The organism is Methylobacterium sp. WCS2018Hpa-22 (assembly GCF_031843785.1).
Classification (GTDB): domain Bacteria; phylum Pseudomonadota; class Alphaproteobacteria; order Rhizobiales; family Beijerinckiaceae; genus Methylobacterium.
Genome location: NZ_JAVTJA010000004.1, coordinates 165,293 through 185,207, shown reverse-complemented (window position 1 = coordinate 185,207; position 19,915 = coordinate 165,293). Strand labels below are relative to the sequence as shown.

The following is a 19,915-nucleotide window of genomic DNA, read 5'->3' as shown; positions in this document are numbered from 1 at the left end:
CAAAATCGCGCGTCAGGGGATTAGCCATGATGCCGGAGGCGGACAGCTTTCAGGCGAGGGCGCGCGCGGCCGCCAGGACCTCCTCGGCATGGCCGGGAACCTTCACCTTCGGCCAGATCCGGGCGATGCGGCCCTGCGCGTCGATCAGCACCGTGGTGCGCTCGACGCCCATATATTTACGGCCGTACATGCTCTTCTCGACCCACACCCCGTAGGCTTCGAGCATCGCCTTGCTCTCGTCTGAGGCGAGCGGGAAGGTCAGGTCGTATTTGGCCCGGAACTTGTCATGGCTCTTCACCGAATCGGGTGAAACGCCCACCACGACGGCACCGGCTTCTGCAAAGGCGTCGCCAAGAGCGTTGAACCCCTGCGCCTCTAGGGTGCATCCGCTGGTATCGTCCTTGGGGTAGAAATAGAGTACGACCTTGCGACCCAAGAGCGCATCGAGACTGATCTCCGCGCCGCCCGCTCCGGGCAACGTGAAGGCGGGAGCGTGATCTCCGGTGTCGAGAGGCATGATGCCTTCCTTTCGGCCGATTGATAGTGTGCCACAAGAGGCGTTGATCGGGGGGTGCACGTAACCCCTCGGCTGAGGACCGAAAGATTGCCGGGTCAAGGCAACCCCGAATCCCGGACACCCGCTCGATAGCGTGAGCGGCCCGTCCGATCCAGCGGCTCAAGGATCGATGAACCAGGACACGGCCACAGGTTTGCGACGGTGCAGGTCGCGCCGCCGGCGGCGCCCGCTGCTATGGTGCTCGGTCGTGCTCGTGGTCGCCCTGACGCTCGCCGTTACCGGCGCGTTCTGGCGTCTGACCAACGGTCCCCTGCGCATCGATGGCATGTCCGAACGCGTGGCCTCGGCCATCGCGGGCAGCATCGGCCCCGGCTGGCGGGTGGACCTGCGCGACAGCACCGTCGAGCTCGATTCCGAGAATTCCCTGGCGCTTCAGGTCGTCGGCCTCGACATCCACAACCCGGACGGCGCCCTTGTGCTACGCGCTCCCATGGCGGTGGTGAGCCTGGATACCTGGGGTCTGCTGCGCCTCGCCGTCCAGCCGAGGGCCATCGAGTTCCGCGATCTGCAGATGACGGCCCTGGTCCACCGCGACGGGTCCATCGCCTTTGCCGGTTCCGATCCGGCCCATGCCGCGGCGGAGCCTCATACACTGCCCAGCGTGGATAGTGCCCGGGGAACCTCGTCGCCGATCTCGGCCGCCATCGCTTCGATCTTCGGCATCGTCCTCGATCCCGCCGGCGTGGTCGGAGCCCTCGACCGGGCGCGGATCACCAATGGGCGCCTGACGCTGATCGACGACGACGCCCGCCAGCGCGGGGTGTTCGAGCATGTGAACGGTCTGTTCCGGCGCGACGCGGTGCGGGACTCCCGCGTGTTCGAGCTGCGCATCGACGGCCCTCACGGGGAATGGCGCTTCGGCGGTGACCTGCACGAGGGCGGCGAAGGAAAGCGCAACGGCATCATCACCCTGGACGATCTGCCGGTCACCGATCTCCTCCTCCTCTCGGGGCAATCGAAACTGCCGATCGAGACCGACCTGAAGGTCTCGGCCAAAGCGGAAGTAGGCCTCGACCAGGGCCGGATCGAAACCCTGAAAGCGACGGTGAAGACCAGCGATGGCAATTTCCTCATCGAGGAAAAGGACTTCAACCCGGTCACCATCGAGAGCCTGACCGCCTCGGTCAGTTGGGACGAGGCCAAGCGGGTCCTGAACCTCGACAGCATCGATTATCTCGGAGCCGGCAACGCGGTGCATCTCGCCGGCGTCTGGACCGCGAGCCCGGTGGGGGGCCCCACGGCCTGGACCCTGGCCCTCGCGGGCAAGGATGCGATCCTGCGCGGCGCCGCCAGGACCGACAAGCCGGTCAAGCTCGATGCCCTCTCGGCCCATGTCACGGGGCGGGATGGCGGCATGTCCATCGACGAGTTCACCGTGGCGGGAGCTGGTGGAGCCACCGGCCGGGTCACCGGTACGGTGGACACCAGCGCTGACGAGGGCGGCCTCACACTGAAGATCAATGCGGCCCACACCGATGGGCGCATGGCCCTGCGCCTGTGGCCGGAACATATCGCTCCGCCCGCCCGCGAATATCTGGTGGACAACCTCCAGGGCGGCCTCGTGGACAAGGTCGACATCACCGTGGACATGAGCGGCAGTGAGCTTGCCGCCGCGACGCGTGGCGAGCCGATGCCGGACAGCGCCATCCATATCGATTTCGCCGTCTCTAACGCCACGCTGGCGGTGAGCGAGGGCGCTCCCCCCCTGAGCCGCGGCCGTGTGACGGGGACCATCACCGGCCTGACCACGAACATCCGCGGCGTCACCGCCGACATCAAGATGCCGGACGACCGGACGCTCTACATCACGGACGGCTCGTTCGTGATCCCGAAGATCACGCCGGACACGGTCACCGCCCAGATCGGCCTCAAGCTCGGCGGCGGCGCGGACGCCCTCGTCGCCCTGCTCCAAACCAAGATGTTCAAAAACCTCACCGGGGTCGAGATCGACCCGGCTTCGGTCAAGGGCAATGCCGATCTGCGCATCGACTTCCCGCTCAACCTCAAGCGCATCCCCGAATTGCCGGACCTTCCCGTGAGCCTCACCGGAACCCTGAACGACCTCGCCGTCGAGAAGGCCTTCGGTAAGGAGAAGCTGGAGAACGGCCGCTTCGCCGTTACCTACGAACGGGGCGGTTTCACCCTGAAGGGCGACGGCCGGGTCCTCGGCTCGCCGCTCACCCTCGACCTGCGCCAACCGAAGGCGGGCGCACCGGGCGAGGTCAACGCGACGCTCCTCCTCGACGAAGCCCTGCGGGCGAGGCGAGGCCTGCCGGTGGCCCCGCAACTCGCCGGGCCGATCCCGCTAAAGATCAATCTCGCGATCGGAAAGGGGAGCCCGGCGCGCTCACCCATCCGCATGGAAGCGGATCTGTCCCGCGCCTCCATCGATGGCCTGATTCCGGGCTTCGTCAAACCGGCCGGCAAGCCGGGGCGCGTCAGCTTCGTCATGACAGAGGTCAGCCCGGGCGGGGCCATGGACCTGCGCGACATCGTCCTCGATGCCGGCAGCGCCAGCGCGCGCGGCACGGCCGCGATCAACGGCGACGGACAGTTCGACCGGGCCGACCTTTCGAGCTTCAAGCTCTCGCCTGGCGACGACATGCGCATTCAGATTGACCGCAGCGGCAACCTCTACAAGGTGAGCGTGAAAGGGGCCGTGGCCGATGCGCGGCCCTTCATGAAGTCGCTCGGAGGACCGGAGGGCAAGGCCGCGAAGGAAAGCGGCCGGGACCAGTCCAAGGAGATCGAGGCCGATATCAGCTTAGGCATCATCACCGGTTTCAACGGCGAGGCGCTGACCGGCGCCAGCGCGAAGCTCTCGATGAAGGGCAAGGATTTCCGCTCGGGCCGCGTGCAGGGCCGCTTCAACGGAGCCGGCTTCTCTGCGGTGGTGTCCCGCTCGGGCCGCAGCGATCCCTCGATCAACATCGAGACCACCGATGCCGGGGCGACCCTGCGTTTCGTCGATATCTACAAGCGCATGTATGGCGGGCGCCTCGTCCTCGGCAGCACCCTCGGAGACGGGCCGCAGACCGGCGTGGTCCAAATCCGCGATTTCATGCTGCGCAACGAGCCGGCCCTGTCGAGCATCATGGCCCAGGGTCCGGCGACGAGCGAAGTCGTCGATGCCAAGGGCCGCAAGCAGATCATCCAGAATGCCGGCAACGACGTGAATTTCGACCGCCTGCGGGCGAACTTCACCCGCACCGGCAGCCGCGTCGACTTTACTGACGCCGCCATCTCCAACGCCGCCATGGGCTTCACCATGAGCGGCTATCTCGACACCGCCAAGGAACGCGCCGACATCAACGGCACCTTCGTCCCGCTGTACGGGCTGAACAACGTCGTCTCGCGCCTGCCGCTGTTCGGACAGCTTCTCGGCGGCGGGAACAACGAGGGCCTGTTCGCCCTGAATTTCCGGGTCTCGGGCCGCCTGTCCAAGCCGGATGTGAGTGTGAACCCGCTTTCCGCCCTGGCTCCCGGCATCCTGCGCCGTCTGTTCAGCGCCGGAGGGAATGACGGCTTTCCCGGCGCGACCTCCGCCGGAGAGACCGAACGCTGAGGTAGCCGGCCACGTCCTCCCTCTTCGGGCTACGGGATTCATACAGCTGCTCTTTTAGGCAGGTCGCGTCCCTCTCCCCCTTGTGGGGAGAGGTTAGGAGTGGGGGTGGCTCCGCCAGCCTCCGCAGCAGCAGGAGGGGCACCCGACCACCCCGCCCCTACTCCTCCCCTAAGCTCGGCGGACCTCGGGCAGGCCCGAGATCCACTGGAAAGGAGGGCAGGGCTGCGCAGCCCGCAAAATCTGTGAATGCCGTAGCGCCGCCGGCTTGGGAGGGTGCCCGCCGAGCCGGCGGGAGAGGGGGCGATCTCTCCGAACAACGTGCTCCCCTCATCCGACCCGCTTCGCGGGCCACCTTCCCCCGCAGAGGGGGGAAGGAGATGCGCCACACTTTCGAAAGCCCCGATCGAGGTTCTACCCCCGTCGCCTCACTCGACCCGGAGAAGCACGTGCTTCTTGCGGCCGAAGGAGAGCTTCACCACGCCATCCTGACCGAGATCGGCCAGCGTGAGCACCGCCTTCTCGTCGGTAATCTGGATATCGTTGACACGCAGCCCGCCGCTCTTGATCTGGCGCCGCGCCTCGCTGGTGGAGGGGACGAGCTTAGCGTGGTCGGGACCGAAGGCCGAGAGCACGCCGAGACCGGCTTCCAGAACGGAGCGGGCGACGGTGACGCTCGGCAGGTCCTGCGCCACGGCGCCTTCCACGAAGGTCTTGCGGGCGGTCTCGGTGGCCGCGTCAGCCGCCTCGCGCCCGTGCATGAGCGCCGTCGCCTCGGTGGCCAGCACCTTCTTGGCCTCATTGATCTCGGCGCCCTGGAGGGCCTGAAGCCGGGCGATCTCGTCCATCGGCAGCAGGGTGAACAGCTTGAGGAACCGAGCCACGTCGGCATCCTCGGTGTTGCGCCAGAACTGCCAGTAATCGTAGGGGCTCAACATCCCGGCATCGAGCCAGACCGCTCCGGCCGCCGTCTTACCCATCTTCGCGCCGGACGCCGTGGTAAGCAGCGGACAGGTCAGGCCGTAGAGCTGCGGCGTGCCCATGCGGCGGCCGAGATCGATGCCGTTGACGATGTTCCCCCACTGGTCCGATCCGCCCATCTGCAGGATGCAGCCGTAGCGGCGGTTCAGCTCCACGAAATCGTAGGATTGCAGGATCATGTAGTTGAATTCGAGGAACGACAGTTCCTGATCGCGCTCCAGGCGCATCCGCACGCTGTCCATCGACATCATGCGGTTGACCGAGAAGTGACGCCCAATATCGCGCAGCATCTCGATGTAGTTGAGCTTGGTCAGCCACTCGGCGTTGTCGACCATGGTCGCGCCGTTGCCGCCGCCCCCGAAGGTCAGGAACCGCGAAAAGGTCTTCTGGATCCCGGCCTTGTTCTCCTCGATCTGCTCCAGCGTGAGGATTTTCCGCGACTCGTCCCGCCCGGACGGGTCGCCGACGCGGGTCGTGCCGCCGCCCATCAGGGTGATCGGCGTGCCTCCGGTCTTCTGCAGCCAGTGCAGCATCATGATCGACAGCAAATGCCCCACATGCAGCGAGGCGGCCGTGCAATCGTAGCCGACATAGGTCGTCAGGCGGCCTTCCAGGGCCGCCGCGTCGATCCCGGCGAGGTCCGATCCCTGGTGGATGTAGCCGCGCTCGGACAGAACCCGCAGGAAGTCGGATTTCGGCGCGAAGGTCTCAGGCTGGTTCGGCGTAGCGGTGGACATGCGGGGTTCCGGATTCAACGGGTCGCGGCGCGGGACAGAAGAAACGCCGGCGTGATAGCAGCAGGTCAAGTGATGCGCGGCTCTTAGCAGGGCTCACCGCGGAAGGCACGGGGCGTAAACGGCATGACCATGATGCGGGCGATCGGCCTGATGAGCGGCACCTCCCTCGACGGCGTCGACGTGGCGCTGATCGAGACCGACGGCGAGGACGTGAAGGTGGTCCGCAGCCATAACGGTTACCTCGAGCCGCTCGGCCCCACCGGCTATCGCGGCTATACCGACGAGGATCGTGAGCTGCTTCGCCGGGCGCTGTCGGATTCCGAAGCCGTGGTCGCGCGCGAAGACCGGCCCGGCTGCCTCGCGGAGGCGGAAGCCTTCGTCACTGCGGCCCATGCGGAGGCGGTGGAGGCCTTCCTCGCGGATAACGGCCTCAGCGCTGCGGATATCGACGTCATCGGCTTCCACGGCCAGACCGTAGTCCATCGGCCCGACCAGCGCATGAGCGTGCAGATTGGCGACGGGGCCGCACTCAGCCGCCGTCTCGGCATCCCGGTCGTGTCGGACCTGCGCCATGCCGATATCGCCGCGGGAGGGCAGGGGGCGCCGCTGGTGCCGGTCTTCCACAAGGCGCTCGCCAAGGCGGCGGGCTATGACGGCGCGCTCGGCATCCTCAACATCGGCGGGGTCGCCAATGCCACGCTCATCGCCTCTAACGGCGACGTCATCGCCTTCGATACCGGGCCCGGCAACGCGCTTATCGACGACTGGATGCGAGAGCGCACCGGCCGGCCCCTGGACGATGGCGGGCGCACGGCCGCGCGGGGACGGCCGGACGAGCCGCTCCTCGCCTGGCTCCTGACCCATCCGTTCTTCTTCCGCCGGCCGCCGAAATCGCTGGACCGCAACTGGTTCTCGCACAAGCTCGCCGGCCAGCTCTCCACGGAAGACGGCGCGGCGACGCTCACCGCCTTCACCGCCCGGTCCGTCGCCCGGGCCCTCGACCACGCGCCGGAAATCCCCACGCGCTGGATCGTCGCCGGCGGCGGCGCCCGCAACGGCGAGCTGGTGCGGCTCCTGAACTACCACCTGCGCGCCGAGATCACGACGGCGGACGCCATCGGCTGGTCTTCGGCCTATCTCGAAGCCCAGGCCTTCGCGCATCTCGCCGTGCGCTCGCTGAAGGGCCTGCCGATCACCTTCCCGTCGACCACCGGCGTGCGGGAGGCGATGACCGGCGGGGTGCTGGCGCGGCCGGAGGCATGATACCAAGTCTCGCTGAATACCAAGTCTCACTGAACCCGACCCATAGGTCGGGTTCAGTGAGGTCCGGCGGATGACCGCCGCCGCGCCGTCGCGCGGGCAGACCTCGATGAGTCAGGCTCAGCGAGGTCTGGCATGAGCCCGGCGCTTTGCTCTCGGCCACATCCCGCGCTAGAGCGTCTCCCACCATGTCGCACAACACTTTCGGCCATCTCTTCCGCGTGACCACCTTCGGCGAGAGCCACGGGGTGGCCCTCGGCTGCGTGGTGGACGGGTGCCCTCCGGGGATTCCCATCGAGGCGGCGGACATCCAGGCGGAGCTCGACCGGCGCAAGCCCGGCCAGTCGCGCTTCACGACCCAGCGCCGGGAGCCGGACCAGGTCCGCATTCTGTCGGGGGTGTTTGCCGACGACCGCACCGGCGGCCTCCAGTTGACCACCGGCACGCCGATCGCCCTGGAGATCGAGAACACCGACCAGCGCTCGAAGGATTACTCCGAGATCCGCGACAGCTATCGGCCGGGTCATGCCGATTACGCCTACGACGCCAAATACGGCATCCGCGATTATCGGGGAGGCGGGCGCTCCTCGGCTCGTGAGACCGCCGCCCGCGTGGCGGCCGGGGCCATCGCGCGACGGGTTCTGCCGGCCGACATCGTCATCCGGGCCGCCCTGGTGCAGATGGGACCGCATGCGGTCGATCGGTCGCGGTGGGATTGGGACGAGGTGGCGCGCAACCCGTTCTTCTGCCCCGATGCCGAGACGGCCAAATTCTACGAAGAGTATCTCGACGGTATCCGCAAGGACGGCTCGTCCATCGGCGCCGTCATCGAAGTCGTCGCCGAAGGCGTGCCGCCCGGCCTCGGCGCCCCGATCTACGGCAAGCTCGACGCGGATCTCGCCGCCGCGATGATGTCGATCAACGCGGTAAAGGGCGTCGAGATCGGCGACGGCTTCGCCTCGGCGGCTTTGCGCGGTGAGGAGAATGCCGACGAGATGCGCTCGGGTAATGCCGGCGCTCCGACCTTCCTCGCCAACCATGCCGGCGGCGTGCTCGGTGGCATCTCCACCGGCCAGCCGCTGATCTGCCGCTTCGCGGTCAAACCGACCTCCTCCATCCTGACGCCGCGCATGAGCGTGACAACCAACAACCGCGACGTCGATCTCGTCACCAAGGGGCGCCACGACCCCTGCGTCGGTATTCGCGCCGTCCCCGTCGCCGAGGCGATGATGGCGTGCGTACTGGCGGATCACTATCTGCGTCACCGGGGGCAGGTCGGGACGCGGGGGTGACCCGGCGCGCCGCAACCCATCCGCCCAGCGAATTCCAAGAGATATCCCGTGCCCCATACCCACGTCACGCAGGCCATCGAGGCCTATGCCCGCGGCGAGATCGTCGTCGTCACCGATGACGACGATCGTGAGAACGAGGGCGACCTCGTCGTCGCGGCCTCGCTCTGCACCCCGGAGAAGATGGCCTTCATCGTCCGCAACACCTGCGGCATCGTCTGCGCGCCTCTCACCCGCGCCGAAGCGCGGCGTCTGCGGCTCGACCCGATGGTGGCCTCCAACGATGCGCCCCTGGGCACCGCCTTCACCGTCACGGTGGATGTGAAGCACGGGCTGACCACTGGCATCTCGGCCGAGCAGCGCTGCAACACGGTGCGGGCGCTCGCCAACGGCAATATGGGCGAATCCGATTTCGTCCGCCCTGGCCACGTCTTCCCGCTCATCGCCAAGGATGGCGGCGTTCTCATGCGCTCCGGTCACACGGAGGCGGCGGTTGACCTGTGCAAGCTCGCCGGACTGCCGCCGGTGGGCGTCATCTGCGAACTGGCAAACGATGACGGCACGGTGATGAAGGGGCCGCAGATCACGGCCTTCTCGGAGTTGCACAACCTCAAGCGCGTCTCGGTGGCTGACCTCATCGCCTACCGGCAGGCGCGCGAGAAGCTGGTCGAGCGGGTCGGGACCTTCCCGGTGAAGTCGGAATTCGGCGAGCTCACCGGCTTCGCCTACACGACCCCGTTCGAGACGGTGCAGCAATTCGCCTTCGTCCAGGGCGATATCGGCGACGGGCGCGACGTGCTCGTCCGCCTGCATCGCTCCAACGTGGTGGCCGACGTGATCGGCGGCGGCAAGTCGATCGACTGCGTCCTACGCCGTTTCGCCAAGGAGGGACGCGGCGTCCTCGTCTATCTGCGCGACGGCACCGCCGGAGTGCCGCTCTCTTCCTATGCAGAAGAAGGAGCGGAAGCCCAGCGCGTGCGGCAATGGCGCGAGGTCGGTCTGGGCGCCCAGATCCTGCGCGATCTCGGCATCGTCTCGATCCGCAACCTCTCGACTTCGTCGCGCTCCTATGTCGGCCTGTCTGGCTTCGGCATCGATCTGCTGGGCGAGGTGCCGCTGGAAGGGTGAGTCCCCCTCACCGTCCCATCAGCGCATCCATATGGGCGGTAACGGACCGGGCGAGACCGTCCAGGCTGTAGCCGCCCTCCAGGACCGAGACGATCCGGCCGCCGGCATGCTTGTCGGCGATCTCCATGAGCTTCCGGGTGGCCCAGCCGAAATCGGCCTCGTCGAGTTCGACGCTGGCCAGCGGATCGAGGCGGTGGGCGTCGAAGCCTGCCGAGATCACGATCAGGTCGGGGGCGAAAGCAGAGAGGCGAGCGAGGACCCCCTTCTCGAACTTCTCGCGGAAAATCCAGCTGTCGTCGCCGGCCCGTAACGGCACGTTGACGATGGTGTCGTGGGTGCCGCGCTCGCCTACTGCGCCTGTTCCGGGGAACAGCGGCATCTCATGGGTCGAGGCGTACATCACCGCCGCATCGTCCCAGAAGATGTCCTGCGAGCCGTTGCCGTGATGGACATCCCAATCCACCAAGGCGACCCGGCTGGCTCCGTGCCGTTCCCGGGCGTGACGGACGGCAATGGCGGCGGAGTTGAACAGGCAGAAGCCCATCGCCTGCATGCGCTCGGCATGGTGGCCCGGCGGCCGCATGGCGACGAAGGCGTTCGAACAGGCCCCGCTCATCACCGCATCCACCGCATGGACGGCGCCGCCGACACCGCGAAGGGCCGCGTCGAGGGTGCCGGGCGACATCAGCGTATCCGAATCGATCTGGACATAGCCGGATCGCGGGGAGGCCGCGATGATCGCCTCCACATAGGGAACGGGATGGGCGAGGGCGACCGTCTCCGTCTCCGCGCGGGGCGCCGATTCGCGCAGCAGACCGGAGAACCGTTCCTTCTCCAGGGCCGCCTCCACGGCGCGGATCCGGTCCGATCGTTCCGGGTGCCCCTCTGGCATCTGGTGATCCAGCGCGGAGGGGTGGCTTACGTACAGGGTCGTCACGCTCATCCCTCCGAACGATCCTCGTCGTTCCACCCGACCCGACTGTGCTTTACGCACAACATACGATGCAAATGCGCCACGGTTCAGGGTAGCGAGATTACGCGCCGATCAGTCTGCGAGTTAGATGGCGACATAATCCATCAACCACATTCTTCGAAGCCCCCCGGCTTCGAGACAGGCTCACTCTCACATGTCGCCCATGACCCGGTCGCCCATCCCATCCCGTCACGGCGTCCTGCATCGCTCGCTCGGCGCCGCGACGATCCTGTCCGCCCTCGCTCTCGGCGCCTGCAACACGCAGACGGCGACAGCCCCGCTCAGCCCGCCCACCGCGCATACGGCCCTGGCCCAGCCCCCGGCGCTGACCGGTGAGGCCCGTGACAAGGAATGGCTGAAACAGGCGCCGCAGGGCAATGTCGATCCCAAGATCGCCCGCACCACCGTCGACTACAAGACGAGCGAGCCCGCGGGCACCGTCATCGTCGTGACGAAGGAGCGCCGCCTCTATTACGTGCTGCCGGACGGCAAGGCCGTGCGCTATCCCGTGGCCGTGGGCCATGCCGGCATGGCCTGGGCCGGGACCGCCAATGTCGACCGCAAGGGCGAGTGGCCGGATTGGAACCCGCCGCCCGAGATGATCGCCCGCCGCCCGGAACTGCCCAAGCGCCTCGAGGGCGGCCCCACCAGCCCCATCGGGGCCCGCGCGCTCTACCTCGCTGAGGGCAAGAAGGACACGCTGTTCCGCATCCACGGCACCAACGAGCCGGAGAAGATCGGCCAGGCCGTGTCGTCCGGCTGCATCCGCATGCTCAACGCGGACGTGGTTGATCTCTACGAGCGCGTTCCGATCGGCGCGAAGGTGGTGGTGCGCTGAGGCGAAGGTGGGAACCGGCTCCGTCGCCGAGGCGGCGGAGCCGGGCTCCAAAGATACGATTCGGAAAGGCTCATTCGTGAGCAGCCTTTAACCTGAACGTTGATTCAGATTTGGCCGTTAACTTCTTGAACGGGTGCCTCCTGCATAGTCATCGACATGCAGAAACACAGACCGGCGCAAATAAAGCCGGGGAGGCACCAACCAATGATCAACCATTCTCTTCAGCTCTTCTGTAACCGTGTCGTCGCCGCCGGCCGCATCACCGCCGCCGACGTTCAGGTCCTCGGTCGCGATATCCTCCCGGACGGCATCTCGCATGCGGACGAGGCCGACATGCTCATCGCCCTCGACCGGGCCGTGCCGCAGAGCGACGTGTCGTATGCCGATCTCGTGAGCGCCGCGGTGGTGAATTTCGCCGTCTGGGGCGAGCGTCCCACCGGCTACGTCGATGTCGAGATCGCCCGCTGGCTCGTCGGCTCCCTGCGCAGCGATGCCGGCCCTACACCACTTGCCGCCCGCATCGCTTTCGAGATCGTTCGCGAGGCCGAGACGAGCCACGAGATCCTCGTCGCCTTCGCCATCGGCTCCGCCCACCGTCGTCTGCATGTCGAGGAAGCGACCTCGGTATCGCCGGTCGAGCTGCTGGACGCGGCCTGAATCCGAGCGAGTTCGGATCGCGTTCGTCGGACTGGCCAGCGAACGATGGCAATTAGAGGGGGCCTGACGACACACTCAACCACTACCGGTCTTGATTCAAAATTTTAGGCTTTTTAGGAATCGCAAAAATTCGGACCTACGACAATCAATACACATAAATTGAAACTACGGCGCAATACCATTGATATCACGCCATTATGCCAATAAAATAACTAGTAATCTCAAGTATTTTTAAAAAAATATTTATTAAAACGCTCATATATGCGGATTTAGTTCGCCGAACACTTTCTGCAGCAGTTGAACAACGTCGATAAATCGTTGACCGAGAAGGCTTGAAGACACCCTGGTGTCGGTCACACCGGATTCACTGGCGCTTCCTCATCCGGGCCTCGGCGACGGGCAATGCGTCACGGTCAGCATCGGCCTGTCCCTCGACGTTAAAAATGGTGACGAGTCGGGCTTTTTCGCCCTGGTCCGGCAGGCCGATGATGCGCTTTACCGGGCCAAGGAAGAAGGGCGCAATCGCTACGCCGCCCCTTGGATACCATCGACCATGATTTTGAATACACAGCCGGTTTGGCGCAGCGTATGAACAATCCTTCATTGGTCCAGCTTTGCGAAGCCGCACAACTGCTTTAACGGGAACGAGCTTGAGCGCGACGGCGCTCGTGACCTTTCCCGCTTCACCCGAGTGCCTGGACAGATGTTCGAGAAAATCCTGATTGCGAACCGCGGCGAGATTGCGTGCCGCATCATCAAGACCGCTCGCAGGATGGGTATCAAGACGGTCGCCGTCTATTCCGATGCCGACCGGGACGCGGTTCATGTGGCGATGGCGGACGAGGCGGTGCATATCGGCCCCGCTCCGGCCGCGCAGTCCTACCTGATCATCGACAAGATCATCGAGGCCTGCAAACAGACGGGCGCCCAGGCGGTCCATCCGGGCTATGGCTTCCTGTCGGAGCGCGAGGCGTTCCCGCGCGCGCTGGCCGAGGCCGGAATCGTCTTCATCGGCCCCAATCCCGGCGCCATCGCCGCCATGGGCGACAAGATCGAATCGAAGAAGGCGGCCTCGGCTGCCAACGTCTCCACCGTGCCGGGCTTCCTCGGCGTCATCGAGAGCCCAGAACACGCCGTCACCATCGCGGACGAGATCGGCTATCCGGTGATGATCAAGGCCTCCGCCGGCGGTGGCGGCAAGGGCATGCGCATCGCCCATTCGTCGGACGAGGTCGCGGAGGGTTTCGCCCGCGCCAAGTCCGAAGCCGCCTCGTCCTTCGGCGACGACCGTGTGTTCGTGGAGAAGTTCATCACCGATCCGCGCCACATCGAGATCCAGGTGATCGGCGACAAGCACGGCAACGTCATCTATCTCGGCGAGCGTGAATGCTCGATCCAGCGCCGCAACCAGAAAGTCATCGAGGAGGCGCCGTCGCCGCTCCTCGACGAGGCGACCCGGAAGAAGATGGGCGAGCAGGCCGTGGCCTTGGCCAAGGCCGTCTCCTACGATTCGGCCGGTACCGTCGAGTTCGTCGCCGGCCAGGACAAGTCGTTCTATTTCCTCGAGATGAACACCCGTCTCCAGGTCGAGCATCCCGTCACCGAGATGATCACCGGCCTCGATCTCGTCGAGTTGATGATCCGTTCGGCCTATGGCGAGGCGCTGCCACTGAGCCAGGACCAGGTGAAGCTCAACGGCTGGGCCGTGGAGAGCCGCGTCTACGCCGAGGACCCGACCCGCAACTTCCTGCCCTCCATTGGCCGCCTCACCACCTACCAGCCGCCGGAGGAGGGCCCGTTCGGCAATGCCATAGTGCGTAACGATACCGGCGTGGAGGAGGGCGGCGAGATCGCGATCCACTACGATCCGATGATCGCCAAGCTGGTGACCTGGGCGCCGACTCGCGCCGAGGCCATCGAATCGCAGGGCCAGGCACTGGACGCCTTCGCCATCGACGGCATCCGCCACAACATCCCGTTCCTGTCGGCCCTCATGGCGCATCCGCGCTGGCGCTCGGGCAACATTTCCACCGGCTTCATCGCCGAGGAATTCCCAGAAGGCTTCGTCGCCCCCGAGCCCGAGGGCGAGGTCGCCCAACGCATGGCGGCCGCTGCCGCCGCCATTGACCACAAGCTCAACACCCGCAAGCGCGGCATCTCGGGCCAGATGCGCGACCCGGCCCTGCTCCATTTCGAGCGCGACCGCATCGTGATCCTGGCCGGCCAATCCTACCCGGTCACGGTGGACGATCTCGGCGAGCATCTCGTCGTCACCGCCGAAGACGGCCGGACCTGGACGGTGGAGAGCGACTGGCGTCCGGGTGAGCCGGTCTGGTCGGGAGAGATCAACGGCACTCGCGTGGCCATCCAAGTGCGCGCCCTTCTCAACGGCGTCGCGCTCCAGCATGCGGGCGCGGCGGCCGAGGCGCGGGTCTTCACCCGGCGCGAAGCCGAACTCGCCGCCCTGATGCCGATCAAGGAGAATGCCGGGTCCGGCAAGCAGGTGCTCTGCCCGATGCCCGGCCTGGTGAAGGCGATCCTGGTGAAGGAAGGCCAGGAAGTGAAGAACGGTGAACCCCTCGCCATCGTCGAGGCGATGAAGATGGAGAACGTGCTTCGCGCCGAGCGCGACGCCACCATCTCCAAGATCGAAGCGAAGGAAGGTGACAGCCTCGCAGTCGACGCGGTCATCATGGAATTCGCCTGATCGCATAGCGATTAAAGGTGCGGGGTAGCCGATCACGGCCGCCCCGCACCCTCGCTGAACGCCAGACGCAATCTCGAAGCGAGGGGATCGACAGCCCCCTCGTTCACCGGGACCCCGCGAATGGGCCCTCCTGGGCGGGTCCGACCGTCGAATCGGGCCCGGCAGGCGCTCGTCATCCCCTTCCGGCCAGCCGATCCATGCCCCTGTATTTCTCCTACGGTGCCAACATGGATGCCGCCGCGATGGCCATGCGCTGCCCCGGCTCGACCTCCCTCGGCACCGCCCGCCTGAACCGGCACCGCTTCATCATCATGCGAGAGGGCTATGCCTCGGTGGTGCGCGACCCGACATCCACCGTCTGGGGCGTCCTCTGGGATCTGGCCTTGGCCGACGTGCCGGCCCTCGACCGCTACGAGGGCGTCGCCGGGCGGCTCTACACCAAAGCCTACCAGCCGGTGACCACATCGACCGGCGTGAAACGGGCCTTGATCTATCTGGGCTGCAGCGCTGTTCCGGGGGTTCCGCGACCGGACTACCTGCAACCGGTCCTGGCCGCGGCCGAAGCCGCCTCCCTTCCGCCCGCCTACATCACGGAGATGCGCCGCTGGCTGCGGGCAGGACGCGGCTGAGGATCGCAGACAGGGTTGGACGCGAGGAGGTTTATTCTTGGCTACGATCAGAACCGTCGATGTCGTCATCCGTGGCCGGGTGCAGGGTGTCGGCTACCGGTACTGGACCTCGCGTGAAGCGGAACGTCGCGGCCTCGACGGCCATGTCCGCAACCGTTCGGATGGCGGTGTGGAAGCGACGTTTAGCGGTCCCGCCGATGCGGTCGCCGCCATGCTCGATGCGTGCAAGCTGGGGCCCGCCGGTGCCGTCGTGTCCTCGGTGGAGGCGGTGGACTCCGCCAATCCCCCCGATGCGGGATTTCGCATCCTGCGAACGTGATCTCTCCGTGCCGACGGGCACGATAACGGGTTTCTCTTATCCTTCACCGTCAGAGATTCGTTTCCCGCGGATCGGGCCGATGGCCTATGGTCCGCGCCGCAGGCGGAACGGCGCCGGGCCGGTGAGACCGGGTTCCGGTCGGCCATAGGCCGGGAAGCGATCAGAACCCATGCAGCAGCCGTTCACCCTCGCGGATTTCTCGCCGCTCGACATTGCCGGCCTTCTATATTTCGTCGCCGCCTGGGCTGGCTATGGGATAGCGGTGGCGCGGATGCGCGGGCGGCGCACGAGCCTGAGCCAGATCATGAACCGCCAGCGGGAGGAATGGTCGCGGCAGCTCATCGTCCGCGACAACAGGGTGGTCGACACCACGATCAACGCCTCCCTCCAGAACGGGACGGCTTTCTTCGCCTCCACGTCCCTCATCGCGCTCGGCGGGGTGCTGACCCTGTCCCGCTCCGGTGACGATGTACTGACCCTGTTCGGCGCGCTGCCCTTCGGCGCCATCGCCACGCGCGTCACCTGGGAGGTCAAGGTGGCGGGCCTCGCCGTCGTCTTCGTCTATGCGTTCTTCAAATTCGCCTGGGCCTACCGTCTGTTCAATTACGGTGCGATCCTCATCGGCGCGGTGCCGCCCAAGGGCGCTGGCGCCGCGCAACGCGACATGGACCGCGCCGCCCGCCGGGCCGCCGCCATGAACATCGCCGCCGGGACCCATTTCGCAAAGGGGCAGCGTGCCTTCCTGTTCGCGCTGGCCTATCTCGGCTGGTTCGTGAACGCCTGGTTTCTCATCCTCGCCACCACGGGCGTCATCTGTGTCATGTGGCGACGGCAATTCACCTCCGATATCCGCGCCATCCTCCTCAACGAGGACGACGAGGCCACCATGCAGGACACCGAGTCATGAGCACAGAGCGCAGATCCGTGAGCGAGGAGGAGATCGGCGAATCGATCCTCCGCCTCGTTTCAGAGCGGGGAGAAGGCAAGACCGTCTGCCCATCGGAAGTGGCGCGCCACCTCGGCGGGCCGCATCCGGACGGCTGGAGCCCGCTGATGCAGCCGATTCGCCGCATGGCCGTGCGCCTTACCAAGGAGGGCCACATCGCCATCATGCGCAAAGGGAAACCCGTCGCCGACCCCGACGATTTTCGCGGGATCTATCGTCTCGGAATGCCCGTCCCGGCTACCGGCGAAGCCTGAACCCTCGTTGACGCGAAAAGATCAGTCGGCCTTCGTCCGCGGCGCCGGCAGCATCGCGTCGGTATAGCCGGCGAGCCGGTAGACGACCAAGCCGATCCATTCCTTGACCACGAGGTCGAGGACCAGCAGCCCGTCGGAGGCGAAGCTCTTCAGCTTCCACGCGTCGCTCCATCCCACCGTGCGGTAATCGACCGGATAGGCCGTCACGTCGAAACCGGCCTGGCGAAAGCAGCCGATGGCGCGCGGCATGTGCCAGGCGGAGGTGACGAGCAGCCAGCGTTCACCCGCCACCGGCTTGACGAGATCGGCCGAGAAACGCGCGTTCTCGTGGGTGTTGCGCGAGCGGTCTTCCAGGATCAGCCGCGTGCGCGGCAGCCCGAGCGTGTCGGCGAAGCGGCTGACGATCTCGGCCTCCGACGTTCCATCGGTGCCGAGCAAGCCGCTGCCCCCGGAGAAAAGCAGCCGCGCCTCCGGGTAGCGGCGCGCGAGATCCGCGAAGGCGATCTGGCGCTCGCCGGCATCGTTCACCGAGAGCTGGCCGCGCGCCAACGTCGTCTGGGTCTCAACGGCGCCACCGAGCACGATCACGCCCTTGATCGGTGCGCCGTCCTCCGCGAAGCGCGGGAAACGGTTTTCGAGGGGCAGGGTGATCCAGGCGGAGAGGGGCAGGAGGCCGCCGAGGAAGAGCCCGGCGAAGCCGAGGAGGGCCAGACCGCGCCCGAGGCGCGGCGTCCAGCCGCCGAACATCAGGACGCAGCCGAGGAGCCCGATCAGGATGAAGAAGTTCGAGGGCGTGATGACGAAATAGATCAGTTTCGAGAGCGGAAAGAACATGTCTGGACCCTGAAGCCTCGTCTCAGTCGGGCGCTTCCGCGCGCGGGTCAGTCTCGGTCCGGCCTGTCAGCATCCGGCGGGTAGGGATGTTCCAGCCCGTGAGGGTCGGTGACCCGCCAGCCGGACCTGTCGCTTGCGAGATAGGACGGTCCCACCGGCACCTTGCCGTGGCCGCCGGGAATATCGAGCACGTAGAGCGGTTGGGCGAGGCCGGACAGGCGCCCGCGCAGGCGTTCCATGAGGTTGCGACCCGCCGCCAATCCGGTGCGCAGGTGCCCGGTGCCGGGCGCGAGATCGCCATGATGAAGATAGTAGGGCTTCACCCGGTTCTCGACGAAGCTTCGCATCAGGCTCGCGAGGGTCTCCGGGTCGTCGTTGACCCCGGCGAGCAGCACCGACTGGCTCACCATCGGGATGCCGGCATCGACGAGACGGACGATGGCGCCTTTCGCGGCCGGCGTGAATTCGCGCGGATGATTGGCGTGGAGCGCGACATAGACCGCACCGCCGAAGCGCTTCAGGGCAACGACGAGATCGTCGTCCACGCGGGCGGGCTCGACCACCGGCACACGGGTATGGATGCGCAGGACCTTGACGTGCGGGATGAGGCCAAGGGCCTCGGCGATCTGCCCGAGCCGGCGGGCCGAGAGCGCGAACGGGTCGCCGCCGGTGAGGATCACCTCCCAGATGTCGGGCCGGTCGGCGATGTAGGCGAAAGCGGCGGCGAGTTCGTCCTCGCTCAGGGTGCCGAGCCCGTCCGGCCCCACCATCTCGCGGCGGAAGCAGAAGCGGCAATAGACCGGGCAGACATGGAGCGGCTTCAGCAGCACCCGGTCGGGATAGCGGTGGACGAGGCCCGGAAGCGGCGAATGCGCCGCATCGCCGATCGGGTCCGAATCTTCCTCCGCACGTGTCACCAGTTCCTCCGCGCGGGGCAGGAACTGGCGGGCGATGGGGTCGGCGGGATCGGTCGGGTCGATCAGTTCGGCCATGTCGGGCGTCACCGAGACCGCGTATCGCGCCGCCACCGCTTCGAGCGCGGAAAGATCGGACGGAGCGACGAGCCCGGCTTCGACGAGCTGCGCGGGGTTGCGAAGGGAGCGGGGCAGGGGACGGGGAAGCGGCCTGTTCACGCGTTGCCATCCATCGCCGCCGACGTCTCCGCGACCGGCGTCCAGATCACGTCGTCGATGCGCGGCGCGCCGACCGCGAGCATGACCAGCCTGTCGAGGCCCAGTGCGATGCCGCTCGCCTCCGGCATGATGGCCAGTGCCGAGAGGAAATCCTCGTCGATCGGGTAGGTCTCGCCGTAGATGCGCGCCTTCTCCACCATCTCGATCTCGAAGCGCCGCCGCTGCTCGTGCGGGTCGGTGAGTTCGCCGAAGGCGTTGGCGAGTTCCACGCCGCATGCGTAGAGCTCGAACCTCTCCGCTACGCGGGGGTCGCGGGCGCTGGGACGGGCCAGGGCCGCCTCGCTCACGGGATATTCGTAGAGTAGGGTCGGCCGCCCGTCGCCGAGCTTCGGCTCGATCAGGGCGACGAGGACGCGGCTGAACAGGTCGGCCCAGGTATCGTCGGCCGCCACCCGCAGGCCGCATGCGACCACGCCGGCGGCGAGGCCGTCCCTGTCCGTGCGGCCGCCGGGCTCGACCGTCGCCAGGAGGTCGATGTCGGCATGGCGCTCGAACGCCTCGGCGAGGGTGAGGCGCTCGAAATCCGCGAAGGGATCGGATTCCCTTCCCCGAAAGCGGAGGGAGCGCGTCTTCGCCTCGTCGGCCGCCAGCGCCAGGATGTCGGCGCAGTCACGCATCAGCACCTCGTAATCCTGCCCCGCCCGGTACCATTCCAGCATGGTGAATTCCGGATGGTGCAGGGGACCGCGCTCACGGTTGCGGAAGACCCGCGCCAAGCTGAACAGGCGCGTCTCACCCGCGGCCAACAGCTTCTTGCAGGCGAATTCCGGCGAGGTGTGGAGATAGAGCGGGGAGGCGGCACCGTCATGGCCGATGGCGGAGGTGGCGAAGGCCGAGAGATGCGCCTCGTTGCCCGGCGAGACCTGGAGGGCGGCGGCTTCGACCTCGACGAAGTCGCGGGCCGCGAAATGCCCGCGCAGAGCAGCGACGATACGGTTTCGCGCGAGCAGGGCCGGGCGGCGATCGGCATGCCGATGCGGCGCCCACCACGGAGACGGTGAGCCGCTCACGCCGGTTCTCCCCCTAGCCGG

At 66.7% G+C, this 19,915-nt stretch carries 18 protein-coding genes; 12 read left to right on the top strand and 6 right to left on the bottom strand.

Going from position 1 to position 19,915, the window contains the following annotated elements:
- Positions 1 to 49 precede the first annotated feature (49 nt).
- Entirely contained in the window at positions 50 to 517 is a 468-nt protein-coding gene (locus tag RQI43_RS07265; protein ID WP_056423820.1) for a peroxiredoxin, read from the bottom strand.
- 169 nt (positions 518 to 686) lie between these two features.
- On the opposite strand from RQI43_RS07265, the gene RQI43_RS07260 reads away from it, so the two are divergent.
- Positions 687 to 4,142 carry a DUF3971 domain-containing protein gene (locus tag RQI43_RS07260; protein ID WP_311274699.1) on the top strand — a complete coding sequence of 1,152 codons (3,456 nt, stop codon included), beginning with the start codon at positions 687 to 689 and terminating at the stop codon, positions 4,140 to 4,142.
- Positions 4,143 to 4,567: 425 nt separating this feature from the next.
- Here the strand turns inward: RQI43_RS07260 and tyrS are convergent, their stop codons facing one another.
- Complete coding sequence (gene tyrS / locus RQI43_RS07255; protein ID WP_056423823.1) at positions 4,568 to 5,857, bottom strand: tyrosine--tRNA ligase; 1,290 nt, start codon at positions 5,855 to 5,857, stop codon at positions 4,568 to 4,570.
- Between the two features lie 123 nt (positions 5,858 to 5,980).
- On the opposite strand from tyrS, the gene RQI43_RS07250 reads away from it, so the two are divergent.
- From RQI43_RS07250 to ribB, 3 genes are all read left to right on the top strand, one after another.
- On the top strand, positions 5,981 to 7,120 hold the full coding sequence (locus RQI43_RS07250) for an anhydro-N-acetylmuramic acid kinase (RefSeq protein ID WP_311274698.1): 1,140 nt from the start codon (positions 5,981 to 5,983) through the stop codon (positions 7,118 to 7,120).
- Between the two features lie 185 nt (positions 7,121 to 7,305).
- Positions 7,306 to 8,409: a chorismate synthase gene (aroC, locus tag RQI43_RS07245; RefSeq protein ID WP_311274697.1), complete on the top strand. Its 1,104-nt coding sequence runs from the start codon at positions 7,306 to 7,308 to the stop codon at positions 8,407 to 8,409.
- Positions 8,410 to 8,457: 48 nt separating this feature from the next.
- Entirely contained in the window at positions 8,458 to 9,534 is a 1,077-nt protein-coding gene (ribB, locus tag RQI43_RS07240) for a 3,4-dihydroxy-2-butanone-4-phosphate synthase (protein ID WP_311274696.1), read from the top strand.
- Between the two features lie 7 nt (positions 9,535 to 9,541).
- Here ribB and RQI43_RS07235 read toward each other — a convergent pair whose 3' ends face one another.
- Positions 9,542 to 10,477 carry a histone deacetylase family protein gene (locus RQI43_RS07235; RefSeq protein WP_311274695.1) on the bottom strand — a complete coding sequence of 312 codons (936 nt, stop codon included), beginning with the start codon at positions 10,475 to 10,477 and terminating at the stop codon, positions 9,542 to 9,544.
- A 184-nt stretch (positions 10,478 to 10,661) separates the two neighbouring features.
- Here RQI43_RS07235 and RQI43_RS07230 point away from each other — a divergent pair, with 184 nt between their 5' ends.
- From RQI43_RS07230 to RQI43_RS07195, 8 genes are all read left to right on the top strand, one after another.
- Complete coding sequence (locus RQI43_RS07230) at positions 10,662 to 11,345, top strand: L,D-transpeptidase (protein ID WP_311274694.1); 684 nt, start codon at positions 10,662 to 10,664, stop codon at positions 11,343 to 11,345.
- A 204-nt stretch (positions 11,346 to 11,549) separates the two neighbouring features.
- Positions 11,550 to 12,002, top strand: coding sequence for a hypothetical protein (locus RQI43_RS07225; protein ID WP_056423833.1), 453 nt, complete (start codon positions 11,550 to 11,552; stop codon positions 12,000 to 12,002).
- Positions 12,003 to 12,348: 346 nt separating this feature from the next.
- Positions 12,349 to 12,594, top strand: a complete 246-nt coding sequence (locus RQI43_RS24545; RefSeq protein ID WP_405030569.1) for a diguanylate cyclase domain-containing protein — start codon at positions 12,349 to 12,351, stop codon at positions 12,592 to 12,594.
- Between the two features lie 111 nt (positions 12,595 to 12,705).
- Positions 12,706 to 14,709 carry an acetyl-CoA carboxylase biotin carboxylase subunit gene (locus RQI43_RS07215; RefSeq protein WP_405030568.1) on the top strand — a complete coding sequence of 668 codons (2,004 nt, stop codon included), beginning with the start codon at positions 12,706 to 12,708 and terminating at the stop codon, positions 14,707 to 14,709.
- A gap of 197 nt (positions 14,710 to 14,906) precedes the next feature.
- Complete coding sequence (locus RQI43_RS07210) at positions 14,907 to 15,338, top strand: gamma-glutamylcyclotransferase (RefSeq protein WP_311274693.1); 432 nt, start codon at positions 14,907 to 14,909, stop codon at positions 15,336 to 15,338.
- Between the two features lie 37 nt (positions 15,339 to 15,375).
- Complete coding sequence (locus RQI43_RS07205; protein ID WP_311274692.1) at positions 15,376 to 15,657, top strand: acylphosphatase; 282 nt, start codon at positions 15,376 to 15,378, stop codon at positions 15,655 to 15,657.
- Positions 15,658 to 15,826: 169 nt separating this feature from the next.
- On the top strand, positions 15,827 to 16,564 hold the full coding sequence (locus RQI43_RS07200; protein WP_311274691.1) for a DUF599 domain-containing protein: 738 nt from the start codon (positions 15,827 to 15,829) through the stop codon (positions 16,562 to 16,564).
- Positions 16,561 to 16,857, top strand: coding sequence for a DUF3253 domain-containing protein (locus RQI43_RS07195; RefSeq protein ID WP_056423843.1), 297 nt, complete (start codon positions 16,561 to 16,563; stop codon positions 16,855 to 16,857). Before RQI43_RS07200 ends, RQI43_RS07195 begins: the two co-directional genes overlap by 4 nt.
- 21 nt (positions 16,858 to 16,878) lie before the next feature.
- Here the strand turns inward: RQI43_RS07195 and RQI43_RS07190 are convergent, their stop codons facing one another.
- The 3 genes from RQI43_RS07190 to epmA are packed head-to-tail and all read right to left on the bottom strand — an operon-like array spanning position 16,879 to position 19,894.
- Complete coding sequence (locus tag RQI43_RS07190) at positions 16,879 to 17,691, bottom strand: YdcF family protein (protein WP_311274690.1); 813 nt, start codon at positions 17,689 to 17,691, stop codon at positions 16,879 to 16,881.
- A 47-nt stretch (positions 17,692 to 17,738) separates the two neighbouring features.
- Entirely contained in the window at positions 17,739 to 18,800 is a 1,062-nt protein-coding gene (locus RQI43_RS07185) for a lysine-2,3-aminomutase-like protein (RefSeq protein WP_311274767.1), read from the bottom strand.
- A 20-nt stretch (positions 18,801 to 18,820) separates the two neighbouring features.
- Positions 18,821 to 19,894 (bottom strand): EF-P lysine aminoacylase EpmA, encoded by a 1,074-nt coding sequence (epmA, locus tag RQI43_RS07180; protein WP_311274689.1) that lies wholly within the window; start codon positions 19,892 to 19,894, stop codon positions 18,821 to 18,823.
- Positions 19,895 to 19,915 lie beyond the last annotated feature (21 nt).